We start from the raw sequence: 20,706 nt of genomic DNA on the forward strand, positions 1-20,706 counted from the left end.
ATGTGAAACAAATACCATGCAAACCGCAGTTTTAAACCGCCGGTACTCTTTTTCTGGAAAACAGACCTAACAATCCGAAAACAACGTAACTACCTCCAAGGACAAGAAACATGCTGCCTTGAGTTCCATAGTCCAGCAATCCTCCGCTAATATTAGGTCCGATCACACTTCCCAGATTAAAGTGAAAGGATGCCAGTACATTAGCGGCTGCTAAAAATGATTTGGGCAGCAGATCAGCGGCATAGGCCAAACCGAGGGAGAAAAAGGAGCCTACTAAACCACCTGCTAGGGTCAGCAATATCAAAGTGAACATAAAATGATTACCGCTCCATGGTAGCAACATAAAGGTCATTCCCCCTGCTATACCTACGCTCATTAGCACCTTTTTACGTCCCCAACGGTCACTCAATATCCCTAGCGGTAGCTGCAGCACTAACCCTCCCAAACTGACGAACGGTAGCAAGACGGCGATTTCATCGGTATGAAAGCCAATACGTAGGCCATAGACTGGAAAGTTACTGTTCAGGCTCGCTTCCATATAGCCGTATAGAAATGCTGGCAAAAGAGCGTACCATGCCCAGCTGTAACTGCGACGAAATCTTTGAGTGGGACGTGCCTCGGACTCCAACTTCTCCGGTCTGGAGTCCGGCAGCTTAATTAACACCAACAGCAAGACAAGCAAGCACAATAAGGCCAACGCAGCGAATGGAACCAGCATTCCATAATCGAGTAGCCATAATCCCAATGGTCCTAATGCAAAACCCAGACCGTATGACATACCATAAAAGGAAATGTTGCGGCCTCGCTTCTCTGCTGGAGTCACCAGCAATATCCATAGCTGCGCAGAGTAGTGCAGTGCACTGTCACCAATACCTACTAGCAGACGCAGTACGAACCATACCCGAATATCAGGGATTAGCGGGAACAGCAGCAGCGTAATGAGCACTAGCACAAGCCCTCCGGCCATCAGCTTTTTGAACCCCAACAAGCCCAATGTCCGTTCTGCCACCAACGTCATTGCGAATGAGCCAATATACAGGGCAGCCGCATTCATTCCGTTTAGTGAAGATGAAACTCCCATTTGTTCCAACGAGATAGACAGAATAGGTAATAATAAACCTTGGCATAATCCAGCAACAATAATAACAGCAATTAAAATAAAATAATGAACCCGTAACGACGACGACATCCTAGCTCCTCCTGATCGAACAAATAAAATAATTAAAATCAATGTTAAGAAATGATTTGCATTTGATTCCATAATCAATAATAATTCTTATCACTATGTATTCCATACCGTCCTGCAAAACCGACAAACACATACAAATTCAGGTGTAATTAGTGTATTAAAGAATAGAAGAAAAAAATCGCCATCTGAGATGACGATTTTACGGAAAGAGCTTGTCTGGTATGTATCCAACTCCTTTGGTTAAGGAGCCTCGTATGTTCAATCCGAACCCATTCACGTCACAACGCACTATTTCATATTATAGTGGACAATCCCTGGCAGAACAAGCCATAATAAATAAGTGAGCAATTATTAAAATGCTCATGTTTTGCTTATGGACGGGCTTAATTACGTTCACCGCTCTGGGCTAGAAGACAGAATAGGAGGCATTGGGTTCCATGAGTTATCAAATTAAAATAGACACTTCTCCAATTTATGAATTGCTCGGCAGCTTCATGGCCTATGTGACTAAAAAGTGGGTCCAAGATATGGACTTGGGCCATGAATGGATCGACAAGGTGGATGCACGACTACAACATGAAGTTCGTACTGAGCTTGCTACAGCTCAGGATTGCCCTTTTAGCGATTATGACGCACTCTATGCCTGGGCGTTACTTCGACCGGAATCGGATGAAATATCTGATTATATCTCTTATTTGGACCACGGTCCGGATAAAGATATGTTTGAGCTGCTCGTTCCGCATATCCCTTTTTTAACCTTTGAAGAATCTTTACGCATTCGTAAGGTATACGCACCACTCCTCAGATTGTGGGATCGTGATTATTTTCGAGCCTTGGAAGGCGAACTACGTGTGTTGGCAGAAGAAGACGCTGCGGAAAAGCGCATGCTACTGAGTAAAATGGAACCAGAAGCGCTGGTTGAGTATGCGACAGCTGGACTAGTCGTGCCACACATGGAAGACCTGGATACAGTAGTCCTATTTCCGGTTGTCCATAATCGCCCGATTAATTCATACTGTTTTTATACCCGCACACTGCTGATCCAGTATCCGGTAGATATTCCCGAGGAGAGCGAGGAAGAACCGCCTACGCTTCTGCTACGGCTCACTCGTGCGGTCAATGATCCGCAGCGGCTGCGAATTCTGCGTTATGTAGCTCAAGGTCCTAAGTCTCTCGAAGATATGCGCCATGATTTGAGCCGTTTGGAAGATACACTCATGTCTGATATGATGATTTTACGAGTGGCTGGTCTGCTCCGTATTCACATCGGACGTTATCATAAGGAAAAATTCAGCATCCGTCCCGATGGCGCGGCTGATTTACAGGTATTTTTGGAATCCTATATTGGATTGTAATTTGAATTGTACTTTTAGTTATAACCAAAGCAGCGTTAAAGCTTTGGCTTGGAAGGAGTATGCATCATGTCGTATCCGAAGCAGCACATTTTATTTGATCTTGATGACACCTTAGTCCACTGCAACAAGTATTTTGACCTTATCCTCAACCACTTTTTCGATTTGCTTCAGGAATGGTTTGCAACTCATAATCTAACGAAAAATACGATTCGTGAAAAACAAATCGAAATTGATGTGGCTGGAGTTCATCAAGTGGGCTTTGCCAGCGAGCATTTTCCACAATCTCTGATAGATACGTATCAATTTTTCTCGGAACAATTCGGACGCCGTCTCGATTTTCGGGAAGAGCAGGAGCTTCGCTCTCTTGGCCGAAGTGTGTACGAACAGGAAATCGAACCGTATCCAGGCATGGTCGAAACGTTGAACTCCCTCCAAAAAGCAGGGCATTCCCTCCATCTTTATACTGGGGGTGAGCAGATCATTCAAGAAAGAAAGATTGAACAAATGAAACTGGCTACCTACTTTAATGAGCGCATCTACATTCGCCAGCATAAAAATGTCGAAGCACTGGAAGAAATCATCCAGATGAATGGCTTGGACCGAAGCATCACCTGGATGATCGGGAATTCTCTGCGCACTGATGTATCTCCAGCCCTTGCCGCAGGTATTCATGCTGTGTATCTCAAGCAGCCTAAGGAATGGATTTACAATATGGTTGAATTGCAAAAAAACGTGAACTCCGTGATGTATACGATACAGAAGCTAACGGAAGTACCACGAGTTATCCACGAAAGCATACAATTGCATCAACAAAAAAGGACCCTCGGATAAGGTCCCTTTTTTGTTTTTAAAATGTTATTCAACCTTTGATTCAGCCAAAATGGTGGTCTAAACCCTGTCTCAGGATTCCTCTCGAACGCTAAGTTGTCCTGTACCTGGTTCATTCAGAACAATTCGCGCTTTGACGGTCGATCCATCTTTACGCTTAAAAGACAACAATTGCGTCTGTCCCTTCGTCAACAGAGATTTGAGCATCGTTCCGGTAATCTGCTTTCCAGCATATTCCTTCCAGACGACAAAGCCACAACCCTGCTTGTAGTGGCTGCACCCATACCCTTTGCGGCCTTCTATAATGCTTCCGCCGCAATTAGAGCGTGGGCAGCTACCCAAAGCTTGCCTTTGGCTCACCGAAAAGCCTGAGGCTCCTTCGGAGGAGCTGCGTGCAGCGGAACCCGCTGTTCCCGCAGCACGACTTGCTGGTGCTGCTGCCTGCTCCAGCGTTGCGCTTCCACCGCGTCCTGATGTAGCACGCCCCACCCCTTTAGCGGCGGTGCCTCCACTCGCGCGTGCATTACGTGCGCCTTCTTTTCCAGCTGTACGCTTTCCCCTTGCTTCCTCGCCAAAGGCATTTGCCGGAGCCGGTGGCTGCTGCCTCACCTTGTCAATGATGGACAACGTAAATCTTTTAACGTTATCCATAAACTTCTCTTGAGCCGCCTCTCCTTTGGAAATTTGGTGTAGACGACGTTCCCATTGACCAGTCATCTCCGGCGAGGCTAATAGATCAACCCCAGCATGACGGATCAGGTCAATAGCCATCTTTCCCTTTTCCGTAATAAGAATCTTTTTGCCCTTCATTTCAATATAGCCAACCTTTTTCAATCGTTCAATTGTGGCGGCCCGCGTCGCAGGTGTGCCTAAACCGGCGTCCTTCATGACCTCACGCAATTCCTCATTCTCCATCTGTTTGCCCGCGCTTTCCATCGCCTTAAGCAATGTACCCTCCGTGTAGCTTTTAGGGGGCTGAGTCGCCTTTTCTTTCATCTCGGCCCGAACACAATCCACGGGACGCCCCGCATCAATCTCAAACTTCTTATCCGTCCACTCGTCCGTTTCCTCTTCATCCTCTTTTTTCGGTGATTTGCTCTTTTTACCTTTATCCTGATCAACCTTACTTAAAACTACTTTCCAACCCAAGGAAAGAAGCTCTTTGATATTTGTTTTAAACAGATGCTTGTCCACCTGCGTCATTACGGTATGCATTTTATATTCAGCAGGCGGGAAAAAATGTGATAAAAACCTGCGAATAACCAGGTCATATACATTTTGCTCCTCCTTGCTTAGCGTTCCTGGCCTTTTTAACGTCGGCAGAATAGCATGGTGATCCTCAACACGAGATGGATTGCAGACCGATTTATTCTGTTTATGGACCAAATTGGGGTTGGCTTGTTGTACCAGATCAGCATAAGGACCTGTCCCCAGCATCCGTAGTGCCTTGTGCATGCCGTCTATATTTTGCTCTGTCACATAGTTAGAATTGGTACGCGGATAGGAAATGACCTTGTGTCGCTCATAAAGCGCTTGTGCCACATCCAGTGTTTTTTTGGCCGAATAACCGTACTTGGCATTCGCCTCGCGTTGAAGCAGCGTTAAATCGTACAATTTAAAAGGATACTCTTTTGTCTGCTTAGTATCATATTTGGTGATTTCACCTGTTTTTCCGCGAACGGCCGCAGCGATCGCCTCAGCTTCCTCTGGCTTCGTCAACCGATCCCCCTGCCACGCACCTTTGTACTTGATCTGTTCTTGCTTAAATTCAGCCCACACATCATAGAAGGTTTGAGACTGAAATGCCTCAATTTCCTTTTCCCGGTCATGAATCAGTGCCAGCACGGGAGTTTGCACCCGTCCTACTGACAGCAGTGTATTATGTCGTGTTGTGAACGCTCTGGAAGCATTCATTCCGATCAGCCAGTCCGCTTCACTTCGTGCCCTCGCAGCTTGAGTCAGAAATTCAAACTCCGAAGCATCTCGCAATCGTTCAAAGCCTGTCGCAATACTTTCCGCTGTCAAATCTGAAATCCACAGCCGCTTAACTGGCTGATGCAACTTCAATTGCTGCTGAATCAACGCAAAAATATATTGCCCTTCCCGTCCAGCATCACAAGCATTTACGATGGCATTGCAGCGTTTAGCCAGTTCACCAATCATTTTCAGCTGATCTTTTGTTTTCGGATTCGGTACAATTTTGAACTGCTCAGGGATAATAGGAAGATCCTTAATATTCCATCGTTTGTACTTATCATCGTATGCATCCGGCTCAGCCAAACCCAACAAATGTCCGATCGCCCAGGTTACAATGTATTTCTCACCTTCCAAATAGGTACGGTTATTTTTAGCCCGCGGCTCCATAACAGCGGCAATCGTCCGTCCCATATCTGGTTTCTCAGCAATAATCAACGTCTTCATTCATACTCCATTCCTTCCTGACGGCCTTCTGTTTCTCCTCCATGAATCATACATATACATGGAATGTTAATGAAAACACAGGTATCCTGGCCTCATGCAAAAGGAGCCTTCTCCCGATGAAAGCTCCTTTGTAAATTCATTTAGTCAAACGCTTCAACAATATACGTGTATTATACCATAGATGCCATGCTTCTCTCAGGTCATGATTTTAAACAGTCAATAAAAGTTATGTATATGTTAATTTATATTACATAAATATCGGATTTTATCTAATTTTCTTGTGAATTAATTCTTTTTCCTATAAAAAAGCTACACTAAACGCTCTTTTTTATGTTATGATCAATATAGATAAGAAATATATGGTGAGATAATTAAATTGAAGTTACATTAACTAACATCAATTTCACAATGTTTCACAGCTTAATAATCATTTATTCATTTATCGCTTCTGACAGACTCAGCTTGAAATACAATAAAGCCCCATCCGAAGATGGAGCTTTGACTGATCCGTAACATAAAATTTATAATTACACCAAAACGGTAGCGCCCATGAGGTATTTATCAACCTCTCGTGCAGCTTCGCGACCTTCATTAATAGCCCACACGACAAGACTTTGTCCGCGACGCATATCACCTGCAGCAAAAACCTTATCTACATTGGTAACATATTTTCCATAACGTGCTTTAACGTTGGAGCGACGATCCGTCTCCAAACCAATTTGCTCTACAATCGTTTGCTCAGGACCATCAAATCCAATGGCAATAAGAGCAATTTGTGCAGGGAATATGCGCTCCGTACCTGGAATCGGTTGATAGATTTTGCGGCCCGTTTCATCAACAATCCGTTGAATTTGAATGGTGTGTAGCTCTTTCAAATTACCGTTCTCATCACCTACAAATTTGGTCGTCATGATGGAGAACTCACGCGGATCTTCTCCGTACAGCGCCTTCGCTTCTTCCTGTGCATAATCGAGAGAATACACGTTTGGAAATTGTGGCCAAGGATTGGCAATCGGGTCACGCTCCATAGGCGCTTTGGTGTGAGTACCAAATTGAGTGACACTCCGACAACCATGACGCAAAGAAGTAGCTACACAGTCTGAACCCGTATCACCACCACCGATTACAATAACGTCTTTACCTTGGGAGGACAAATAGTTGCCATCTTCCAGGTTGGAATCCAAGTAACTTTTGATGGTACCATTCAGATAGTCCATCGCATAATGAACACCCTTCAAATCGCTACCTTCAATGTTGAATTCTCTTGGCTTCGTAGAACCACCGCATAGGACAACCGCATCATATTCAGCAATCAACTGATCGGTAGGGATATCTTTGCCGATTTCCGTATTTGTGATGAATTGAATACCTTCAGCCTCTAGCAAATCCACACGCCGCTGAACAACCTTCTTATCCAATTTCATAGACGGTATTCCATACATCAATAATCCACCCACACGGTCCGCACGCTCATACACAGTCACGCTGTGCCCTGCTTTGTTAAGCTGAGCAGCTGCAGCCAAACCTGCCGGACCCGAACCAACAACAGCCACACGTTTGCCTGTACGCTTTTCTGGCGGATTAGGAACGACCCAACCTTCCTCAAAGCCTTTTTCGATAATAGCTTCCTCAATGGTTTTAATTGTAACAGACTGTCCGATCAGGCCGACTGTACACGAACCTTCACATGGCGCAGGACAGACACGACCTGTGAATTCCGGGAAGTTATTCGTTTTGTGCAGCCGCTCTAGTGCTTCCTTCCACAAACCACGATATACGAGATTGTTCCATTCCGGAATGAGATTATGAACCGGGCAGCCTAAAGTTGCTCCCATGATATCCATCCCCGTATGACAATAAGGAGTTCCGCAGTCCATACAACGCGCCCCTTGGGTACGCAGCTCTTCTTCGGACATATGCTTATGGAATTCTTCCCAATCCTTTATACGCTCTGCCGGGTCCCGGTCTGTAGGAAGCTGCCGTGTGTATTCCATAAATCCAGTTGGTGTAGACATGTTACGTTCCCCCATCTCTTCGCTTATGAACCCCGATCATCCATTCAGAATTTAAGTCAAATTCGAATTTGTCTGTTTGTATTATGAAAGGGTCTGTTCTCGTTGAATTTGATTTATTGTATCACAATACAGCGTAAAAGTGATGAAAACTTATGCAACTTTCTGCATCAACAGCCAAAAGGATTTTTTATATGGTTTATTAATTTTTCAAATGAGTGGGGTCGGATACAGTCTATTCTTATTCCGTTCTCTCGTAAACAACAAAACGATACTCATAGGGATTTTTGTCATCCTTGATACCCGGGGTCTCACTGACTATATTCCAGCCGTTCCAACCCAGCTCAGGGAAGGTTGTATCGCCTTCAAAAGTCTCCTCAATCCGAGTCACAATCAGCCGATCAGCATGTGGCCAAAACAGTGAATAAATCTCCGCTCCTCCAATGACCATTAACTCCTCCTGCTTTGCTAATTGGAGCCCTTCTTCCAGTGAATGAATTACTTCCGCACCTTCTGCCTGATAGCGCTGATCTCGAGTCAAGACGACGTTACGTCGGTTTGGCAGGCTTTTTCCTCCAAAAGATTCCCACGTCTTGCGTCCCATGAGTACCGTTTTATTAATCGTCTGCTCTTTGAAAAAAGCCATGTCTCTAGGGAGGCGCCAGGGAAGTTTGTTATCCCGGCCAATCACACCATTTTGTGCCATAGCCCATATCATTGAAATGCCCATTTTTCCACCTCCTCTAATCAGATGGCGACAGGCGCCTTAATCCCTGGATGATACTCGTAATTTTCAAAAGCAAAATCGTCGTAGGTATAATCAAAAATCGAATCCGGCTTGCGCAGAATTTTCAACTGAGGCAACGGATAAGGATCACGTTCCAACTGCGTATGCACTTGCTGCATATGATTTGAATAAATATGCACATCGCCGCCTGACCAAATAAATTCGCCGGGCTCCAAACCGCACTGCTGTGCAACCATATGCGTTAGCAATGCATAACTTGCGATATTGAACGGTAACCCTAAAAAGGTATCCACAGAACGCATCGTTAGCATACAGGAAAGTTTCCCTCCAGCTACATAGAACTGAAATACAAAATGACATGGCGGCAACTTCATCGATTCGATTTCAGCTACATTCCAAGCACTGACGATGTGTCGACGTGAATCCGGATTATTTTTAATAGCCTCAATGACATTCGAAATTTGGTCAATATGTTGTCCATCTGTTGTTTCCCACGAGCGCCATTGTGATCCATATACAGGCCCCAGATTGCCCTGCTCATCCGCCCATTCATCCCAAATGGTAACTCCGTTCTCCTTGAGATAAGAAATGTTGGTATCTCCCCGCAAAAACCATAACAGCTCATGAATAACGGATTTCAAATGTACTCTTTTGGTGGTCACCAAGGGGAAGCCCTTGGCCAAATCAAAACGAAGTTGTCTTCCGAAAACAGATAGTGTACCCGTTCCTGTACGATCCTCTTTTTTTACTCCATTCTCTAAAATATCCTCCAGCAGTTCCAAATAGTTACGCACGTTATTCCTCTCCTTTGAGCATGAATAAAAACCTGGCATCGCCAGATTCTAATCTTTAAAATTCTTTTTCTGCACCAATATCTATATTTAGTTTATCATGTACGGTGCTTCGTTGACCATGTACTGTGTGAATTTTCATGGTAGTCCTGAAAATCCTAAAGCTTGAAAAAAAAGAGACAAAGAGCGCAGATATAGCGCTCCTTGCCTCTCTTTGTCATGTATGAAAACCAAAAACGAGATAATGAAAAATGGTATTAGCGACGTGGTGCCAATGCATGGATCGGATGACCCAGCACGACTTCCGCTGCTTCCATAACGATTTCGCCCAATGTAGGGTGAGCATGAATAGTCAAGGAGATATCTTCGAGTGTAGCACCCATTTCAATCGCCAGACCCAGCTCAGCAATAAGGTTGGAAGCTTCCAGACCTACGATTTGCGTACCCAGTACCAGACCTGTGTCAGCGTCAGCTACGATTTTCACAAAACCTTCAGCAGCGTTCAGGGAAACCGCACGACCGTTTGCTCCATAAGAGAACTTGCCAACTTTGACATTGTAGCCTTTTTCTTTGGCTTGTGTCTCTGTGTAGCCTACACTGGAGCATTCTGGATCTGTGAAAACGACAGCCGGCATACACTTGTAATCTACTACAGACGGCTCGCCTGCGATTGCTTCAGCAGCTACTTTACCTTCGTAAGAAGCTTTGTGCGCCAGAGCAAGACCAGCTACGATATCGCCGATTGCAAAGATGTGAGGAATGCTAGTACGTCCTTGGTGGTCAACTTTCACCATTCCGCGCTCATCTAGTTCGAGGCCGATCAGATCCAGACCCAGTTCACCGTCAGTGTTTGGACGACGTCCAACAGTTACAAGCAGATAATCAGCAGTTACTTCTTTGCTTTCGCCGTTGACGGAGAATTTCACTGTTACGTCTTTATCTGTTTGCTCTGCACTTTCCGCTTTAGCGCCAGTGAAGATTTCGATGCCAGTTTTCTTCATGCTTTTCGCAACGATTGAAGTCATATCTTTGTCGAAACCAGGAAGCACTGTATCCATACCTTCAATGATCGTTACTTTGGAACCGAATTTGGAGTACATTTGTCCAAGTTCTGCACCAATGTATCCACCACCGATTACGATCAGGCTTTTCGGAATTTCAGGCAGGTTCAATGCTTCTGTAGAAGACAGAATGCGTCCGCCAAATGGGAATGGTTTCAGTTCGATTGGACGGGAACCTGTTGCGATAATTGCATTTTTAAAACGGTAACGTGGTGATTCATGTTCGTTGAATACACGCGCTTCGTTTTCGTTGATGAACATGCACTCACCATTGAAAACTTCAACTTTGTTGCCTTTGAGCAAGCCACTTACGCCGCCTGTCATTTTCTTAACAACACCGTTTTTGAATTCTTGTGTTTTAGCAAAGTCTACTTTTACGTTCTCAGCCGTAATACCGAAAGACTCGCCATGTTTAGCTGCTTCGTATTGATGAGCTGCAGAGATCAAAGCTTTGGATGGAATACATCCACGGTTCAGACAGACACCGCCCAGCTCAGATTTGTCAACGATCAATACGCTTTGTCCCAATTGTGCGGCACGGATGGCAGCTACATAGCCGCCAGGACCCGCACCGATAACCAATGTGTCAATATCCAGAGAAGCGTCTCCTACTACCATTGATTACACCTCCATAACAAGCAACTCAGGGTTAGCGAGCAGCTGTTTGATATAGTTCATGAAGTTTTGAGCAGTTGCACCGTCAATAATACGGTGGTCAAAGCTCAAGGAAAGAGCCATTACTGGAGCAGCTACAATTTCACCGTTTTTCACGACTGCTTTTTCACTGATGCGGCCAGTACCCAAAATCGCAACTTCAGGGAAGTTAATGATTGGAGTAAAGAACATACCGCCTGCGGAACCGATGTTAGTGATGGAGATTGTGCTCCCTCTCATCTCATTCGCAGCCAATTTTCCATCACGACCGCGCACAGCTAGATCACGAATGGAATCAGCAATCATCCAGATACTCTTACGATCAGCATCTTTGATAACAGGAACGATCAAGCCGTTGTCTGTATCTGTAGCGATACCGATGTTGTAGTATTTTTTGTAGACAATTTCGTTTGCTTCTTCGTCGATCGTGGCATTCAGAGCCGGGAATTGACGGGAAGCAGCAACCAAAGCTTTTACGATGAATGGCAGGTAAGTTACTTTTGTGCCTTTCTTCTCAGCAATTGGTTTGATACGAGTACGGAAAGCAACCAATTCAGTTACATCTACTTCATCCATAATCGTAACGTGCGGAGCCGTATAAGCCGATTTAACCATAGCATTGGAAATAGCTTTGCGGATACCTTTAAATGGTACGCGCTCTTCCTCAGCACGTGGATCTGTTGCTGGTGCGGATGGTGCTGCAGCTTTCGCTTCTTTCTTAGCAGGCTCTTGTGCTTTTGCAGCTTCTTTCGCTACTGGTGCAGCCGCTTGACCTCCACCATTTTTGAAAGCTTCTACATCTTCTTTGGTGATTTTACCATTTTTGCCGGAGCCACTCACTTGAGCGATGTTTACACCTTGCTCACGAGCAAATTTGCGGACGCTAGGTGTGGCCAATACGTCTTTGTTAGAAGCAGCAGGTGTTGCAACTGGTTTTGTGTTAGCTCCGCCTTTTGCAGCATCCTCTTCTTGTTTCACAGCAGCTGGTGCATCTTCTTGTTCAGGAAGTTCGCCCTCTGCAGCGATTACAGCCACAACTTGACCTACATTAAAGATGTCGCCGTCTTTGGCAAATACTTCTTGAACCGTACCATTGACTGGACACGGAACTTCAACTACTGCCTTATCGTTCTGTACTTCCATGATGATATCTTCATCTGTTACTTTGTCGCCGGGCTTGATGTGAATCTTGATGATTTCGCCTTCGTGAAGACCTTCACCCAGCTCTGGGAATTTATATTCAAATCTAGCTGTACCTGCAACTCCGCCTTGTGCAGCAGCACTTGGTTCAGGGCTAGCAGCTGGTGCTTCTGGTGCATCTTCTTGTTCAGGAAGTTCACCTTCTGCATCAATTACAGCTACGACTTGACCTACGTTAAAGATGTCGCCGTCTTTGGCAAATACTTCTTGTACTGTACCATTAACCGGACAAGGAACTTCAACTACAGCCTTATCGTTTTGTACTTCCATGATGATATCTTCATCTGTTACTTTGTCGCCGGGCTTGATGTGAATCTTGATGATTTCGCCTTCGTGAAGACCTTCACCTAGCTCCGGGAATTTATATTCAAATTTAGCCACGTTTAAAACCTCCCAAATTTACGGTGTGCTTTAATTAAAATTCCAATACTTTATTAACCGCATCAATGATACGTGTTGGCGTTGGCAACCAAGTATCTTCAATTTGAGCAAAAGGATAAACGGTATCCGGACCTGCTACACGCAGAACGGGTGCTTCCAGATGCAGGATTGCTTTTTCGTTAATTTGTGCAATAACTTCAGCAGCTACACCGGAGCTCTTTTGCGCTTCTTGAACAACGATGGCACGATTGGTTTTTTGAATAGAAGCAACAACGGTATCAATGTCAATCGGGCTAATGGTACGCAAATCAATGATTTCTACTTTGATACCTTTTGTTTTTTCCAGCTCATCAGCAGCTTTAATCGAAGTGTGTACCATCATACCGTAAGTAATGATCGTCACATCGGAACCTTCACGAACTACATTAGCTTTGCCCAGTTCAACTGTGTAATCATTCTCAGGAACTTCAGCGCGGAATGCATGATACAGGTTCAAATGCTCCATGAAAAATACTGGATCATTGTCGCGAATAGACGCGATCATAAGACCTTTTGCATCGTAAGGGTTGGAAGGAACAACAACCTTGATACCAGGTGTTTGAGCCAGAAGACCTTCCAGGGAATCTGTATGCAGCTCGGCTGCCTTAACACCGCCACCAAAAGGTGTACGGAATACGATTGGAGAATTGTAACGTCCACCGGAACGGTAACGCATACGGGATGCTTGAATTGCCATTTGATCGAGCGCTTCAAAGATAAAGCCTACGAACTGGATTTCAGCTACAGGGCGGAAGCCTTGAATACCCAGACCCACAGCAAGACCCCCGATTGCGGATTCCGCTAGCGGAGTATCGAATACACGTTCTTCGCCAAATTCTTTTTGCAGACCTTCCGTAGCGCGGAATACGCCACCTACATGACCTACGTCTTCACCGAAAAGCAGGACGTTAGGGTCGCGTTTCAACTCTACGCGCAGTGCGTCACGAATCGCTTCTTTCATGTTCATTTGTGCCATTTGCTTCATTTCCTCCTTAAACATTGACAGATCAATTTCAGTTCAGGTCAATCGAAAAGCAGACCGGATCGGGTTACCGCCCGGTCTCTTTTAAGTTCAATTATTTAAAATCAGCTTTTTGTTCTTCCAAGTGCTTAGGCGTTGTTTCGAACATGCTATCAATCAGGCCAGGAATTGTCATTTTCTCTGTTTTCTCGGCTTTTTTGATCTCTTCGTTCACTTTTGCCTTAGCTTCTTCTTTTACGCGAGCTGTATCTTCTTCAGTCCAAAGACCTTTTTTCTCAAGGTATTTCGCAAAGCGGGCAATCGGATCTTTCGCATTCCATTCGCCTTCTTCTTCTTTGGAACGATATTTTGTTGCATCATCAGAAAGGGAATGCGGACGGAAACGGTACGTTACGGCTTCAATCAATGTAGCACCTTCGCCATTACGTCCACGTTCTGCAGCTTCTTGAACGGCTTTAATAACTGCAAGCACGTCCATGCCGTCAATTTTCACGCCTTTAATACCAGCAGCTACTGCTTTATGAGCGATCGAAAGAGCAGCCGTTTGTTTTGAGAATGGAGTCGTGATCGCGTAACCATTGTTTTGCACAAAGAAAATAACTGGCAACTTGTATACACCAGCATAGTTCAGGCCTTCGTAGAAATCACCTTCGGAAGAACCGCCGTCACCTGTATATGTAATGGCGACTTGTTTTTGCTTTTTCAGTTTGTAACCCATCGCAATACCCATAGCATGCAAAATTTGCGCGCCAATGATGATTTGCGGCATCAGTACATTAACACCGTCCGGCACTTGGCCGCCGTGTTGATGACCACGGGAATACAAGAAAGCTTGGTATAATGGCAGGCCATGCCAAACGATTTGCGGAATATCGCGGTAGCCTGGAGCAATAAAGTCTTCTTTTTGGAGCGCATATTCGCTACCAATCATGGTTGCTTCTTGTCCGGATACCGGAGCGTAGAAACCGAGACGTCCTTGACGGCCTAAGTTAACGGCACGGTCATCCCAAGTACGTGTAAATACCATTCGATACATAATTTCTTTCAATTGATCATCTGTAAGTTTAGGCAACATATCTTTATTGATAATTTCACCATCTGGAGAAAGTACGGACAGCGCCTCAACTTCCTCTGTGTAAACTTCATAAGGAACCTTGCTCATTTTCTTCACCTCAACAAAAAAATTTGAATATCAAGTTCCGCTGTTATAGGATTATTATACACCTGTTATATCGCTCGCGTCAAAGATTTAGTTATTTTTTTTGAGTTTGCCACATTTTTGTGTATGTAACAGGGTATGTTTTTTACTATAACAGCTTAGTACATGATTGAAATTTTAAACATCTATTGCAATCAGGGTAATCTTAACTTATTGTGATCCCGAATGCAAAATAATACCCAAGAAAGGTGACGAAAAATGACGGATTCTCGGTATTTAAAACGAACCATCCTTAAAGACGAAGTAGACAGCCGCTTTCTTGGCGAGACCAGAACTCTCCGGATTTATTTGCCGCCCGGCTATAATGAAATATTGAGCTACCCGGTCGTATATTGTCAGGACGGAGAAGAATTTTTCAATTTTGGCCGCATTGCAACTCACGCCAACCGCCTCATTCTAGATGAGGGCGTCGAACCCTTCATTATTGTAGGAGTGGAAGTGAATACCAAAATCAGAACTCAGGAGTATGCTCCCTTTGGCAATCGTTTTGAGGCGTATACCGCCTGCTTTGCAGAAGAAATTATTCCCTATGTAGAGCAAAAGTATCCTATAAGAAAAGATGCAGCGTCCCGCATTTTGGCGGGGGATTCACTGGGAGGCAGTGTGTCTCTGCATTTGGCTTTGATGTATCCTCAGCTATTCAACCGCATTATCAGCCTCTCAGGTGCTTACTATGAAGCTTCGCAGGAAATCATCGCCGGTGAGAAAGATCTGTCTCATTTGCGGGTGTGGATGACAGTTGGCCTTCAGGAAGATGCATTTGAGAGTGATACTGGCATTTACAACTTTGTAGAGCTTAACCGTCAATGTGCAGATTTGCTGCGCGAACGGAACGCTGAAGTTTCTTACCGTGAAAAGGATGGCAAACATTTGTGGGGCTTTTGGCAAAACGAGTTGCCTGACGCGCTAATGTATTTTTTGGATCGCGCCTGAGTAAATATTCTTCCAGGTAACTAAGGGGAATGAGAGCATTGACCTAATAGGTCATAAAGCTCCTTCCTCTTTTTCATAATTTGGTTACGCTTTCAAAAGTGTATAACGAAAAACGGCAATTATTGCCGTCATCTTTCGTTCACATTATAGCTTTTCTTCTATGATCTTGTCCAGCAAGGCGTCGCACCCTGCGTCCATTAATCGATAGGTCTCTTCAAAATTCCCTGTAAAATACGGGTCGGGTACTTCTCTTAATTTTTCTTGAGGGAGCAAATCCATAAATTTTAGAATATCAGCCTCCGCCCCACCTGCAATCTTACGCATGTTTTGTTCATTGGAGTCATCCATGCACACAATATAATCAAACGCGTCAAAATCGCGGCCCGTTACTTGCCTCGCCTGTATGCCTTGTTCGCTGATTCCATGCAGCTTAAGTTGCTTTAGTGTTCCCTCATGCGGGGGATTTCCGATGTGCCAGTCGCCTGTCCCGGCCGAGTCTACCCCGATTTCTGCACCCAATCCCCGTTCCTGCGCCTTATGTCTCAGTATCGCCTCCCCCATCGGAGAGCGGCAAATATTGCCCAAACATACAAACAAAACGTTAATCATTTCGTTCTCCTTCCTATTACACGTTACACTTCCTTTTTTCTGTTTCATTGTATCCGTGTCCTCCAAAATTGTGCAAGCCATATTTAACGCGGTATACTTAAAAACGATGGTATATATAGGATCGTATCAGAAAGAAAGGATGTTGATTATGACAAAAAAACGAGCGATTGTATTTTCAGGCGGTCGTCTTAATGAAGAAGATTTACATCAAATACAACCCGATGATTTTATTATAGGTGCAGATAAAGGTGCTCTTTTCCTGATCGAACACGGTATTACACCACATGTCTCTGTAGGAGATTTTGATTCGATCACACCAGAGGAAAAAGAAAAGGTAGAATTAGCAAGCCAACGTATGATTGCGTGTGATCCAGTACTTAAAGACTTAACAGATACTGAGCTTGCTTTGGAAATCGCTATGGACGAGCACGTAGATCATGTATTGTTGCTTGGTGTGACTGGCACCCGGATGGATCACACATTAGCTAATGTTCAAATATTGGTACGCGCAATGCAGCATCATATTAGCTGCGCTATTATGGACGCACATAATTATATTGAGCTCACCGGATCAACGCTTGAGATCCAGCCTATGGGCTATACATATACATCGCTGCTTCCTATGACTTCCGAAGTAACAGGTATACAACTGGAAGGATTTATGTATCCGCTACATAATGCCACCCTCAAAATGGGACAATCGCGTGCTGTCAGTAATAAGCTAACGGCTTCAAAAGGTACGATTTCCATCAAAAGCGGTCTACTACTCGTTATTCAAAGCAAGGATTAATTATGACATTGTTGTAACCATTGTTCAGATTGTTCTTTCACTCAAAACCCTTGATTAACAAGGGTTTTTCCGTTTATAGAGATCTATGAATCGATATATTTTTTACAAATTGTAATTTTTAATCGTTTTTTAATAAACGCTGTGTAAGTCTTGTCCCTCAAGCATTTGAGAGTTCTTTTCCAACTATTAGGCGGCTTCAAAACTGTTATACTCAACGCTGTCAGTTAGTTAGCAACTCAGCAAAATATTGCACAAATCAATTTCTGGAGGTACTTACAACATGAATATGCATAAAATCATAAAAAAGGTAATTATAGCAGGGGTCGCAGCCACTATCGGCTTTGGTACTTTTGCAATTGAGGGAACAAATACGGCACAAGCTGCCACTACTACTTCAGTAGGCCAAAAAGTAATTAACTACGGTGAAAAATATATGGGAACTCCTTATAAGTTTGGAGCTTCCACGAGCACTACACGTAATTTTGACTGTTCTTCTTTTATGAAGCACATATTCAAGAAATACGGAGTGGATTTGCCACGTACTTCTGTTCAACAGTCTAAAGTCGGACATGCCGTATCCAAGTCCAATTTGAAAAAAGGTGACTTAGTGTTCTTTTCAAGCGGTAGCCGTGCCACAGGACGCAACATTACCCACGTAGCAGTCTATATGGGCGGGGGGAAAATTTTACACACTTACGGCGGACCTGGCGTGACCATCTCCGATTTGAACTCCAGCAACTGGAAAAGAACATACATTAAAGCACGCCGCGTGCTGTAACTCATTTTGAAATATGCGAGCCGGGACGAAAAGTTCCGGCTTTTTTATATACCTTATGCTATTCTGATACGGTTGGTGTTCTGAGTGAATAACCAATACCTCGTTCCGTACGGATCATTTTAAACTTATACCCTTTATCTACTTTAACCCTCAAATGTCTGATATAGACGTCTACTACGTTCGTATCAACGATATAATCATGTTTCCAAACATCCTTCAGAATTTGCTGCCTGCTACAAACTTGGTTAAGATGTATCGCCAGATGAAGCAAAAGATCAAATTCTTTCGGAGTTAGTTCCAGCTTTTGTCCCCCTCTGCTCACCATTCTGCTTGCATTGTCTATATGTAAATCACCCGCTTCGATCGCCCTTTTCACATCACGTTCAATACCAAAAATCCGCAATAAATTAGCCACTCTTGCCTGAAAAACTCTAGGATAAAAGGGAAGAACGATCACATCATGTGCCCCTTGTTCAAAGCAGGAAACAATATGGTCCTCCTCATCTGATGAAGTCATTGCAAATAGCGGGACATGAGGATGGTTTTGCTGCAAAATGCGAATCAAGCCTTGTGTATCCGCCTGTTCATCTCCTATGTTCAGGAGTAGCAAATTCACCGGATTGTGGGCTGCATAAGAGCTTGCATCCGATGTATTGCTAACATGTACCACCTGATAACCTGCCTGCTCCAATGGAAGAACAATTACGGGAGACGCTTCATTTACATCCACAAGTAAAATTAACGGGCTCATCTTTTCACCCACCTGGTTTGGACATAGCATTACATTGGATACGAACAAGTTTGTTATAAGCCATTAAAGCATATTAATATTATTGTAACAAAAAAGCAGAAAATCATTCTCCAAAGAATGGCTTTCTGCTTTTATGGTTTAACCCAAATAGCGATGATACAGACTTCTTGCTTTTGCCACGTCCTTTGTCCCATGGATCAACGCTCTGCCATCTGCAAAAACAACCAAGCGATGCTCGCTTGTACTAAAGGAAACCAAAAACGGATTCTGCTCTACTTCTCCTTCTCCCAAAGAAGCAAATCTATCTGCTATTTCCGCAAGATTCAGATGTGTCGGGTTTGCTGGTCTAATTTGAACGGTATCCCTGCCGCACAAAACATCTGTTTTCTGCCGATGAGAGGCCGACAAGTAGGGATACGTCGGTTGGTTGCCGCAAGAAGGACAATTCTCCTTTTTAACGCTATCTACTGCTATCGCTACATACTCATTTTTCCACAAATCAAACGAAAGCAGCTTTCCTCTCAAATCTTCTGGATATCCACCCAGAAGTTTGAAAGCTTCCGTAGTTTGGTTAGCCGTGACCATCTGTACGGCCTGCGGAATAATCCCGGCGCTATCACAGGTTTCACCACCAAACGGCACAGTTCCCAGCAGACAGTGAAGACAAGGCGTTTGACCCGGTAAAATGGTGTAGGTTACACCATAGCTGCCCACACATCCCCCATAAATCCAAGGAATCCGATGCTTTAGTGCCATGTCATTCATAAGAAGTCGGGTATCGAAATTATCGGTTGCATCCATTATGAGATCTACCCCCTGGATCAACTCTTCCAGCTCTTCCACCCTAACATCCAGTACATGTGCATGTATAACCGTTTCCGAATTAATATCCTTTAATCTTCGCTGAGCAGCTACTGCTTTGGGACATCTTTGCGCAGCATCACTTTCCTGAAAAAGCTGTTGGCGCTGCAAATTGCTCCATTCCACATAGTCCCGGTCTACGAGGCTCACTGTACCTACGCCCCCGCGAACAAGTGTTTCCGCAATACCTGTGCCTAGCGCTCCAACACCTATGATTAATACGTGAGAGGAAGCAAGCCGACGTTGTCCTGTCGGTCCAAAGGGTGTGAATCTTTCTTGTCTGGAATAACGGTCACTTGGATGTGTTCCTCCTGCACCGGATTTGTCAGATACCTTCATGCCTGAATCATGCCTTCTGTCGGACTGCTCGCTGAAGCGTAACGTTTTACAGGAATCATCCCCGCCTCAAAACCATATCTTCCAGCACGAACAGCCAGTTTCATGGCCTCAGCCATTTTTACTGGGTTCTTCGCTCCTGATACGGCTGTGTTCAACAAAACAGCATCTGCCCCCAACTGCATAGCCATTGCCGCGTCACTGGGTGAGCGAATACCCGCATCGACAATAACCGGAACCTCCGCCTGTTCAATAATTAGCTCTAATGAAAACGGATTGAGCAAACCATGTCCTGTACCAATCGGTGAAGCTCCAGGCATAACGGCGTGTACTCCAAGCTCTTGTAGCCTCTTGGCTAGAATCACATCGTCCGATATGTAGGGCAGCACGATAAAGCCTTCTTCTAACAGCTTTTCACTAGCTTTCAACGTTTCAAAAGGGTCAGGCAGCAGTGTCTTGCTATCCCCAATGACTTCCACCTTAATCATATCGCACAAGCCGGAGGCTTTTGCCAATTGGGCAATACGAATGGCCTCCTCTGCTGTTGTAGCCCCTGCTGTGTTGGGAAGAAGTGTATATCGGCTCAAATCCAGCATATCGAGAAAATGCTGCTTATCCCGTTCCTCCAAGTTCAATCTCCGTACAGCAAACGTCAATATTTCCGTCTCAGCAGCCTCTACGGCTTGGGATTGGATATCCAGATCAGTGAATTTTCCTGTTCCCAACAACAACCTTGAGGTAAAAGATGCTTTTCCAATGGTTAACATG

The 20,706-nt window shown here is 44.5% G+C and carries 18 protein-coding genes; 5 read left to right on the forward strand and 13 right to left on the reverse strand.

Annotated features, from left to right (window positions below; all coding sequences use genetic code 11):
• Positions 1-31 precede the first annotated feature (31 nt).
• Positions 32-1,189 (reverse strand): MFS transporter, encoded by a 1,158-nt coding sequence (locus MKX30_RS02080; RefSeq protein WP_071558664.1) that lies wholly within the window; start codon positions 1,187-1,189, stop codon positions 32-34.
• A 437-nt stretch (positions 1,190-1,626) separates the two neighbouring features.
• Here MKX30_RS02080 and MKX30_RS02085 point away from each other — a divergent pair, with 437 nt between their 5' ends.
• A complete protein-coding gene (locus MKX30_RS02085) occupies positions 1,627-2,544 on the forward strand; it encodes a hypothetical protein (RefSeq protein ID WP_025722652.1) in 918 nt (305 codons plus the stop codon).
• A 66-nt stretch (positions 2,545-2,610) separates the two neighbouring features.
• Positions 2,611-3,375, forward strand: a complete 765-nt coding sequence (locus MKX30_RS02090) for an HAD family hydrolase (RefSeq protein WP_068942617.1) — start codon at positions 2,611-2,613, stop codon at positions 3,373-3,375.
• A gap of 69 nt (positions 3,376-3,444) precedes the next feature.
• Here the strand turns inward: MKX30_RS02090 and MKX30_RS02095 are convergent, their stop codons facing one another.
• From MKX30_RS02095 to pdhA, 8 genes are all read right to left on the reverse strand, one after another.
• Positions 3,445-5,793, reverse strand: a complete 2,349-nt coding sequence (locus MKX30_RS02095) for a type IA DNA topoisomerase (protein WP_341057639.1) — start codon at positions 5,791-5,793, stop codon at positions 3,445-3,447.
• A 527-nt stretch (positions 5,794-6,320) separates the two neighbouring features.
• On the reverse strand, positions 6,321-7,808 hold the full coding sequence (locus MKX30_RS02100) for a glutamate synthase subunit beta (protein ID WP_341062400.1): 1,488 nt from the start codon (positions 7,806-7,808) through the stop codon (positions 6,321-6,323).
• A 238-nt stretch (positions 7,809-8,046) separates the two neighbouring features.
• The gene (locus tag MKX30_RS02105) at positions 8,047-8,535 is read right to left on the reverse strand and encodes a dihydrofolate reductase (RefSeq protein ID WP_023988968.1); all 489 of its coding nucleotides are present in this window, start codon (positions 8,533-8,535) and stop codon (positions 8,047-8,049) included.
• A 17-nt stretch (positions 8,536-8,552) separates the two neighbouring features.
• On the reverse strand, positions 8,553-9,347 hold the full coding sequence (thyA, locus tag MKX30_RS02110; protein WP_023988969.1) for a thymidylate synthase: 795 nt from the start codon (positions 9,345-9,347) through the stop codon (positions 8,553-8,555).
• Positions 9,348-9,601: 254 nt separating this feature from the next.
• On the reverse strand, positions 9,602-11,023 hold the full coding sequence (gene lpdA, locus MKX30_RS02115) for a dihydrolipoyl dehydrogenase (protein ID WP_023988970.1): 1,422 nt from the start codon (positions 11,021-11,023) through the stop codon (positions 9,602-9,604).
• A 3-nt stretch (positions 11,024-11,026) separates the two neighbouring features.
• Complete coding sequence (locus MKX30_RS02120) at positions 11,027-12,640, reverse strand: 2-oxo acid dehydrogenase subunit E2 (protein ID WP_023988971.1); 1,614 nt, start codon at positions 12,638-12,640, stop codon at positions 11,027-11,029.
• 34 nt (positions 12,641-12,674) lie between these two features.
• Positions 12,675-13,655, reverse strand: a complete 981-nt coding sequence (locus MKX30_RS02125; protein WP_013310510.1) for an alpha-ketoacid dehydrogenase subunit beta — start codon at positions 13,653-13,655, stop codon at positions 12,675-12,677.
• A gap of 100 nt (positions 13,656-13,755) precedes the next feature.
• A complete protein-coding gene (gene pdhA, locus MKX30_RS02130; RefSeq protein WP_013310511.1) occupies positions 13,756-14,823 on the reverse strand; it encodes a pyruvate dehydrogenase (acetyl-transferring) E1 component subunit alpha in 1,068 nt (355 codons plus the stop codon).
• A 255-nt stretch (positions 14,824-15,078) separates the two neighbouring features.
• Between pdhA and MKX30_RS02135 the strand changes: the two genes are divergently transcribed.
• A complete protein-coding gene (locus MKX30_RS02135) occupies positions 15,079-15,813 on the forward strand; it encodes an alpha/beta hydrolase (RefSeq protein ID WP_023988972.1) in 735 nt (244 codons plus the stop codon).
• 144 nt (positions 15,814-15,957) lie between these two features.
• Here the strand turns inward: MKX30_RS02135 and MKX30_RS02140 are convergent, their stop codons facing one another.
• Complete coding sequence (locus MKX30_RS02140) at positions 15,958-16,422, reverse strand: low molecular weight protein-tyrosine-phosphatase (RefSeq protein ID WP_023988973.1); 465 nt, start codon at positions 16,420-16,422, stop codon at positions 15,958-15,960.
• Positions 16,423-16,570: 148 nt separating this feature from the next.
• Between MKX30_RS02140 and MKX30_RS02145 the strand changes: the two genes are divergently transcribed.
• Positions 16,571-17,212 (forward strand): thiamine diphosphokinase, encoded by a 642-nt coding sequence (locus tag MKX30_RS02145; protein WP_023988974.1) that lies wholly within the window; start codon positions 16,571-16,573, stop codon positions 17,210-17,212.
• A gap of 280 nt (positions 17,213-17,492) precedes the next feature.
• Positions 17,493-17,990: a C40 family peptidase gene (locus MKX30_RS02150; RefSeq protein ID WP_023988975.1), complete on the forward strand. Its 498-nt coding sequence runs from the start codon at positions 17,493-17,495 to the stop codon at positions 17,988-17,990.
• Positions 17,991-18,048: 58 nt separating this feature from the next.
• Here the strand turns inward: MKX30_RS02150 and MKX30_RS02155 are convergent, their stop codons facing one another.
• The 3 genes from MKX30_RS02155 to MKX30_RS02165 all read right to left on the reverse strand — a co-directional run bounded on the left by MKX30_RS02155 (position 18,049) and on the right by MKX30_RS02165 (position 20,705).
• The gene (locus MKX30_RS02155) at positions 18,049-18,741 is read right to left on the reverse strand and encodes a response regulator transcription factor (protein WP_023988976.1); all 693 of its coding nucleotides are present in this window, start codon (positions 18,739-18,741) and stop codon (positions 18,049-18,051) included.
• Between the two features lie 138 nt (positions 18,742-18,879).
• On the reverse strand, positions 18,880-19,941 hold the full coding sequence (locus MKX30_RS02160) for a ThiF family adenylyltransferase (RefSeq protein ID WP_023988977.1): 1,062 nt from the start codon (positions 19,939-19,941) through the stop codon (positions 18,880-18,882).
• On the reverse strand, positions 19,938-20,705 hold the full coding sequence (locus MKX30_RS02165) for a thiazole synthase (RefSeq protein ID WP_076159169.1): 768 nt from the start codon (positions 20,703-20,705) through the stop codon (positions 19,938-19,940). The genes MKX30_RS02160 and MKX30_RS02165 overlap by 4 nt, the downstream gene beginning before the upstream one ends.
• Position 20,706: the final 1 nt, after the last annotated feature.

This window comes from Paenibacillus sp. FSL P2-0173 (assembly GCF_038008045.1).
GTDB classification, from domain to species: Bacteria; Bacillota; Bacilli; order Paenibacillales; family Paenibacillaceae; genus Paenibacillus; species Paenibacillus polymyxa_B.

Coding starts and splice junctions, on each gene's coding strand:
- MKX30_RS02095 (WP_341057639.1), bottom strand. CDS start 5,793: ATGAAGACGTTGATTATTGCTGAGAAACCAGATATGGGACGGACGATT.
- MKX30_RS02145 (WP_023988974.1), top strand. CDS start 16,571: ATGACAAAAAAACGAGCGATTGTATTTTCAGGCGGTCGTCTTAATGAA.
- MKX30_RS02080 (WP_071558664.1), bottom strand. CDS start 1,189: ATGTCGTCGTCGTTACGGGTTCATTATTTTATTTTAATTGCTGTTATT.
- MKX30_RS02165 (WP_076159169.1), bottom strand. CDS start 20,705: ATGTTAACCATTGGAAAAGCATCTTTTACCTCAAGGTTGTTGTTGGGA.
- MKX30_RS02150 (WP_023988975.1), top strand. CDS start 17,493: ATGAATATGCATAAAATCATAAAAAAGGTAATTATAGCAGGGGTCGCA.
- MKX30_RS02085 (WP_025722652.1), top strand. CDS start 1,627: ATGAGTTATCAAATTAAAATAGACACTTCTCCAATTTATGAATTGCTC.
- pdhA (WP_013310511.1), bottom strand. CDS start 14,823: ATGAGCAAGGTTCCTTATGAAGTTTACACAGAGGAAGTTGAGGCGCTG.
- lpdA (WP_023988970.1), bottom strand. CDS start 11,023: ATGGTAGTAGGAGACGCTTCTCTGGATATTGACACATTGGTTATCGGT.
- MKX30_RS02140 (WP_023988973.1), bottom strand. CDS start 16,422: ATGATTAACGTTTTGTTTGTATGTTTGGGCAATATTTGCCGCTCTCCG.
- MKX30_RS02090 (WP_068942617.1), top strand. CDS start 2,611: ATGTCGTATCCGAAGCAGCACATTTTATTTGATCTTGATGACACCTTA.
- MKX30_RS02125 (WP_013310510.1), bottom strand. CDS start 13,655: ATGGCACAAATGAACATGAAAGAAGCGATTCGTGACGCACTGCGCGTA.
- MKX30_RS02155 (WP_023988976.1), bottom strand. CDS start 18,741: ATGAGCCCGTTAATTTTACTTGTGGATGTAAATGAAGCGTCTCCCGTA.
- MKX30_RS02100 (WP_341062400.1), bottom strand. CDS start 7,808: ATGTCTACACCAACTGGATTTATGGAATACACACGGCAGCTTCCTACA.
- MKX30_RS02160 (WP_023988977.1), bottom strand. CDS start 19,941: ATGAAGGTATCTGACAAATCCGGTGCAGGAGGAACACATCCAAGTGAC.
- MKX30_RS02105 (WP_023988968.1), bottom strand. CDS start 8,535: ATGGGCATTTCAATGATATGGGCTATGGCACAAAATGGTGTGATTGGC.
- MKX30_RS02135 (WP_023988972.1), top strand. CDS start 15,079: ATGACGGATTCTCGGTATTTAAAACGAACCATCCTTAAAGACGAAGTA.